Annotated in this window: 5 protein-coding genes and 2 pseudogenes; all 7 read right to left on the bottom strand. The window is 63.4% G+C overall.

The genetic code is table 11. The features are described 5' to 3' along the window. Positions 1–319 (bottom strand): annotated as a pseudogene (locus tag ABIR74_RS08090) (arsenate reductase ArsC); the annotation flags it as partial. Between the two features lie 93 nt (positions 320–412). Then, on the bottom strand, positions 413–1393 hold the full coding sequence (locus ABIR74_RS08085) for a PstS family phosphate ABC transporter substrate-binding protein (protein WP_348176875.1): 981 nt from the start codon (positions 1391–1393) through the stop codon (positions 413–415). 162 nt (positions 1394–1555) lie between these two features. Beyond that, positions 1556–2398 carry a phosphate ABC transporter permease PstA gene (pstA, locus tag ABIR74_RS08080; RefSeq protein WP_348176873.1) on the bottom strand — a complete coding sequence of 281 codons (843 nt, stop codon included), beginning with the start codon at positions 2396–2398 and terminating at the stop codon, positions 1556–1558. Then, complete coding sequence (pstC, locus tag ABIR74_RS08075) at positions 2398–3336, bottom strand: phosphate ABC transporter permease subunit PstC (RefSeq protein WP_348176871.1); 939 nt, start codon at positions 3334–3336, stop codon at positions 2398–2400. Before pstC ends, pstA begins: the two co-directional genes overlap by 1 nt. Continuing rightward, the gene (locus ABIR74_RS08070; protein WP_348176869.1) at positions 3336–4277 is read right to left on the bottom strand and encodes a PstS family phosphate ABC transporter substrate-binding protein; all 942 of its coding nucleotides are present in this window, start codon (positions 4275–4277) and stop codon (positions 3336–3338) included. The genes pstC and ABIR74_RS08070 overlap by 1 nt, the downstream gene beginning before the upstream one ends. Continuing rightward, positions 4274–4939 (bottom strand): phosphate signaling complex protein PhoU, encoded by a 666-nt coding sequence (phoU, locus tag ABIR74_RS08065; protein ID WP_348176867.1) that lies wholly within the window; start codon positions 4937–4939, stop codon positions 4274–4276. The genes ABIR74_RS08070 and phoU overlap by 4 nt, the downstream gene beginning before the upstream one ends. A 2-nt stretch (positions 4940–4941) precedes the next feature. Further along, positions 4942–5115 (bottom strand): annotated as a pseudogene (locus ABIR74_RS08060) (phosphate ABC transporter ATP-binding protein); the annotation flags it as partial.

Genomic DNA, 5115 nt, shown 5'->3' with positions numbered 1-5115 from the left:
TTCCCTCGGAGCGGAGAGTCACGAGGCCCGCTGCCATCTGACTGCGACCCGCGTTGTGCACACAGACGAAGAGCACCTCCGGTTGCTCCTTGACAATCAGGCCGTCGGCCTGACCGAGCGCCTTCAGTCGCTCACGCGCGAACCTGTATGCGAGGACAGGCAGGAAGTCGCTGAAACGGGCATTCCCGAGCTGGTCGAGCGAATCGACGATGAACCGGTTGATCGTCTCGGGAGCGAAGATGCCGGCGAACTCCCCGACGAGCGATTCTGTTGCCTTCTCCACGTGCCGGCGGGTTATGGGATCGAGCGTGCTCGACATCGGCTTGACACCTCCGGTTCCGGGTTCATGACCCGGAGGGCGCCCCGTATCGGGCCGCCCTCCGGATCGAACGTGCTGCGATCCTGCGCCGTTCTACCTGTTGGCTGCCTTGACGGCGAGATCGAATGTGATCCGCGCCTTCTTCAGCTGGGCCGGCGTGAGCGGGATGAACTTCGCCCGCTTCGCAATCGCGACCTCGTTGGCGAAGATGTAGCGGAGGAATGCCTGCACCTCGGGGCGCTTGAACGACGAGCCCTTCGCGTAGATGAAGAGCGGTCGGGCAAGTGGCTTGTAGGTGCCGTTCTGTGCCGACTTGGCCGACGGGGCAACGCAGTTTCCCGTCTTCGGGTTGCGGATCTGGACGGCGCGCAGCTTGTCCTGGTTCTCCTCGAAGTAGGAGTAGCCGAAGTAGCCGAGGCCACCCTTCTCGCCCGAGACACCCTGGACGAGCACGTTGTCGTCCTCGGAGGCACCGTAATCCGAGCGGCTCGCCTTGGACTTGCCGTTGATCGCCTCGGTGAAGTAGTCGAAGGTACCCGAGTCGGTGCCCGGACCGAAGAGCTTGAGCTTCTCGTCAGGGAAGCCTGCCCGAACGTCCTTCCAGTTGTTCACCTTCGAGCCGGTGTTCCAGATCTTCTTCAGCTCGTCGACCGAGAGACACGTGGCCCAGGTGTTGTCCTTGTTCACGACGACCGTGAGTGCGTCGTTCGCGACGGTGAAAGCTCGCCAGGAACCGATGTTGTTCGCCTTACAGAGTACGGCTTCCTTGATCTTCATCGGCCGCGATGCGTCCGAGAGATCGATCTCGCCCTTGCAGAAGCGCTCGAAGCCGCCACCCGTGCCAGAGATACCCACGGTGACGCGCACGTTCTTGGCGCCGGCCCTGCTGAAGAGCTCCGCCGCGGCGGTCGCATACGGCCCCACGGTCGACGAGCCGTCGGCGGTCACGGAGCCCTTGAGCTTGTTGAGCGGCGGCGGCGTCGCTGCGAATGCGACAGAGGCGAGAACACCGACCGCCGCGATGGCCCCGACGGCGGCGAATGCGTTCCTGCGCCGTCCAGTGAATAGTCTCATGTAGTCCCCATCTCCCTTGCTATCGATTACCGAATGACGATGTTCATGGTGCGGCAGAACACGCTTGCGGTGGGGTACCGGCTCGTGTCGAAGCGGTTGCCATCTGGTGAAATCGGGTAAGGATTCTGCTAGGAACGCGGAGCCGGGAACGGATCCCGCGCACTACCACTTCTGGCGGAACTTGCTGCGCAGGAAGATTGCGATCGCGTTCATGCCGAGCACGATTGCGAGCAGGACGATGATCGCCGCGGCAGCGAGCTGCTGGAACCCTGCGTCGGGCAACTTCACCCAGGTGTACACCTGCACGGGGAGGGCGGTGAAGGGGCCGAGAATCGTCGGGTCGAACGCGACGTAGGTCAATGCCCCGATGAGTAGGAGCGGGGCCGTCTCGCCCACCGCGCGCGAGAGTGCGAGAATCGAGCCCGTCGCGATGCCGGGAATCGAGGCCGGCAGAACCTGCTTCGAGATCACCTGCCACTTGGTCGCGCCAAGCGCGTAGCCGCCCTGCCGGATCGAGTCGGGGACAGCGCGTAGCGCCTCCCTCGAAGCAATGATCACGGTCGGAAGGACGACGAGCGTGAGAATCAACGCACCGGCGAGAAGCACGCGGCCAACTCCGATCCCACGCACGATGAATGCGAGGCCGAGGATGCCGTAGACGATCGCCGGGACGGCAGCGAGATTCTGGATGTTGACCTCGAGAAAGCGGTTGTACCAGCGCTCCTTCTTCGCGTACTCCTCCATGTAGATCGCGGTACCGACGCCAATCGGGACGGAGAAGAGGAGAACGAGAACCGCGATGTACAGCGTGGCGAGGATTGCGGGACGCGCACCCGCCTCTTCGGGAAGCGATGACGGGGGATTCGTGAACAGTTTCGCGTCGAGAGCAGGGATCCCGTCGATGAACGTCGAGATGAGAAGCCAGGCCAGCACGCCCATGGAAACAGCGAGAGAGAAGATCATCAACGTCTGGAAGACGCGGGCTCGTACCTTCCGCGCATTCATCAGTCGTAGACCTCGCGATACTTGCGGACAAGCCTGATCGAGATGATGTTCATCACAAGGGTCATCACGAAGAGCGTCAAACCGACAGCGAAGATCGTCTTGTACTCGGTCGAGCCGGTAGGAAGATCACCGTTTCCCGTTGCGCCGATGAACGCCGTCAGCGTGGAGACTCCCTCGAGCGGGTTGAACGTGAGCTTGGCCTGCTGACCAACAGCGATGAGGACGATCATCGTCTCGCCGACGGCCCGGGAGATGCCGAGCACGAACGATGCGATGATCCCCGACATCGCCGCCGGAACGATGACGCGGGTCGAGACCTGAAGCTTGTCGGCACCGAGACCGTAGGCGCCATCCCGCAGTCCCTGTGGGACGGCAGCCATTGCGTCCTCGGAGAGCGACGCGATCGTAGGGATGAGCATCACACCCATCACGAGGCCACCTGCGAGGACGTTGAAGATCTCGACCTGAAGTCCCAGTGTCCGGAGCAACGGTGTCACGGCCGTAAGGGCGAAGTAGCCGTAGACGACGGTTGGGATGCCCGCCAGGATCTCGAGCATCGGCTTCAGCACGACCTGTCTCTTTGGTGATGCGTACTCGCTGAGATAGATGGCCGAGCCGAGGCCGAAGGGGATCGCGACGAGGAGAGCCCAGAAGGTCACCGAGAACGTCCCCACGATCAGTGGAACGACCCCGAAGCTGGCTGGCTCAAAGAGCGGCGCCCAGGTCGTCCCGGTGAAAAAGTCGACCGGGTTCACCTCGGCGAAGAACTCGAGAGCCGGGACGAGAAGCGAGAGGACGATCCCGAGAGTCGTCACGATCGAGACGAGCGCGCACAGCCCGAGCAGGACCTGGATGACCTTCTCCCCGTAGTGCTTGCGACTCGAGCGAAGCGAGGTCGGCACCGCACCCGCAGCTGCTTCGAGGGATTGCGCCGACATCAGCTCGTCGCCGCGTCCACGGCCGTTGTGAAGTCATCCTTCGCCTGCGCGAGCTGCTCGTCGTTCAGCGGGACGAACCCGACCTTCTCGGCAATGGCTGTCTCGTTGTCGAGGACGTACCCGATGAAGTCCTCGACCGCCGGCTGCGCGAACGACGTCTTCTTGACGTACACGTAGAGCGGACGCGAAAGCGGCTTGTACGTACCGTCTTGCGCCGTCTCGACGCTCGGGGCGACGCACCCGGCGCCACCGTCGATCCCGACGGCGTTCAGCGCGTCCTCATTCTGCTCGTAGTACGAGAACCCCAGGTACCCGAGGCCGCCCTTCTCCCCGCTGACACCCTGCACGATCACGTTGTCATCCTCGCTCGCGGCGTAGTCGGTTCGGCTCGCGCCTTCCTCTCCGTTGATCTCATCGGTGAAGTAGTCGAACGTGCCCGAATCCGTGCCGGGCCCGAAGAGCTTCAGTGCCACATCCGGGAAGCCATCGCGCACGTCATCCCAGTTGCCGAGCTTCGATCCGGGCTTCCAGATCGCGTTGAGCTCGGGAACGGTCAGGCACGTGGCCCAGTCGTTCTCCTGGTTGACGACGACGGTCAGGGCGTCGTTCGCGATCTGGAACTCGACGTACTCGACGTCGTTCTCCTTGCAGATGGCTTGCTCTTCCTGCTTGATCGGGCGCGAAGCGTTGCTGATATCGGTCTCGCCTCGACAGAACCGCTCAAAGCCTCCACCCGTGCCGGAGACCCCTACCGTGATCCTCGTGTCGGGGGTCTCCTTCTGGAACTCCTCGGCAGCAGCGGTCATGTACGGGCCGACCGTGCTGGAGCCGTCGGCACTGATCGCGCCGCCATCCGAGCCGCCGCCGCAACCCACCGCGATGAGCGCCACGACCAGACCGAGAAGGACTGCTGGCTTAGTGGCGGCGGCGTACGCGCTCAATGTGACGCGTCCGTGAACTCGTGAAACTCGCCGGTGACGAGGAATGCGGTCTGTTCGCCGATATCGACGGCGTTATCACCGACGCGCTCGAGGCACCGGGAGACAACGATCATCCGCATGCCCCACTCCTGCGTGCTGGGCTCGTGCGCGAGCGCAAGGACGCGATCGGCGACTCGCCGGTTGGTACGGTCGACGAGCTCGTCCAGCTCGACGAGCTCACGAGCTCGCTCGATATCACGAGCGCCGAAGGAGTCCAGCGCCACCCGCACCATCTCCTCGCACCGCTCGCCCATCTCGGTCAACCCTTCCACCAGATCGTGTTTCGTTTCGAGATCGCTTGCGAGCTTGGTCAACTTGGCGACGGTGACGCACTGATCCCCGATCCTCTCGAGGTGAATCGAGTTGTGGAGAACGGCGAGCACGAGCCGGAGGTCGCGTGCGACAGGCGCCTGATGAGCGAGCGTCTCCTCGACCATGCGCTCGATCCTGTGATAGCGCGAATCGATCTCGTCGTCGAACGCGATGACCTCATCGCACAGCTCTGTGTCCTGGCTCTCGACGACGCTGACCGCCCCTCGCAGAGCGCGCAGGACGACCGCACCCTGCTCCTGGAGCGTTGCTTCGAGCGCGTCGAGGCCCTGCTGAAACTCGATGCGGGCCATGGCTACCCGAACCGCCCCGTGACGTAGTCTTCCGTCCGCTTGTCCGATGGGTTCGTGAAGATCTTCGTCGTCTGGTCGTGCTCGACGAGAATGCCGTGACGGCCGCTGCCATCCTCGCGCACCTCGACGCTGAAGAAGGCGGTCATGTCGGCGACGCGGGCGGCCTGCTGCATGTT

This window comes from Gaiella sp. (genome assembly GCF_039915195.1).
In the GTDB taxonomy this organism is placed as follows: Bacteria; Actinomycetota; Thermoleophilia; order Gaiellales; family Gaiellaceae; genus Gaiella.
This window is presented reverse-complemented; position numbering and strand designations above follow the sequence as displayed.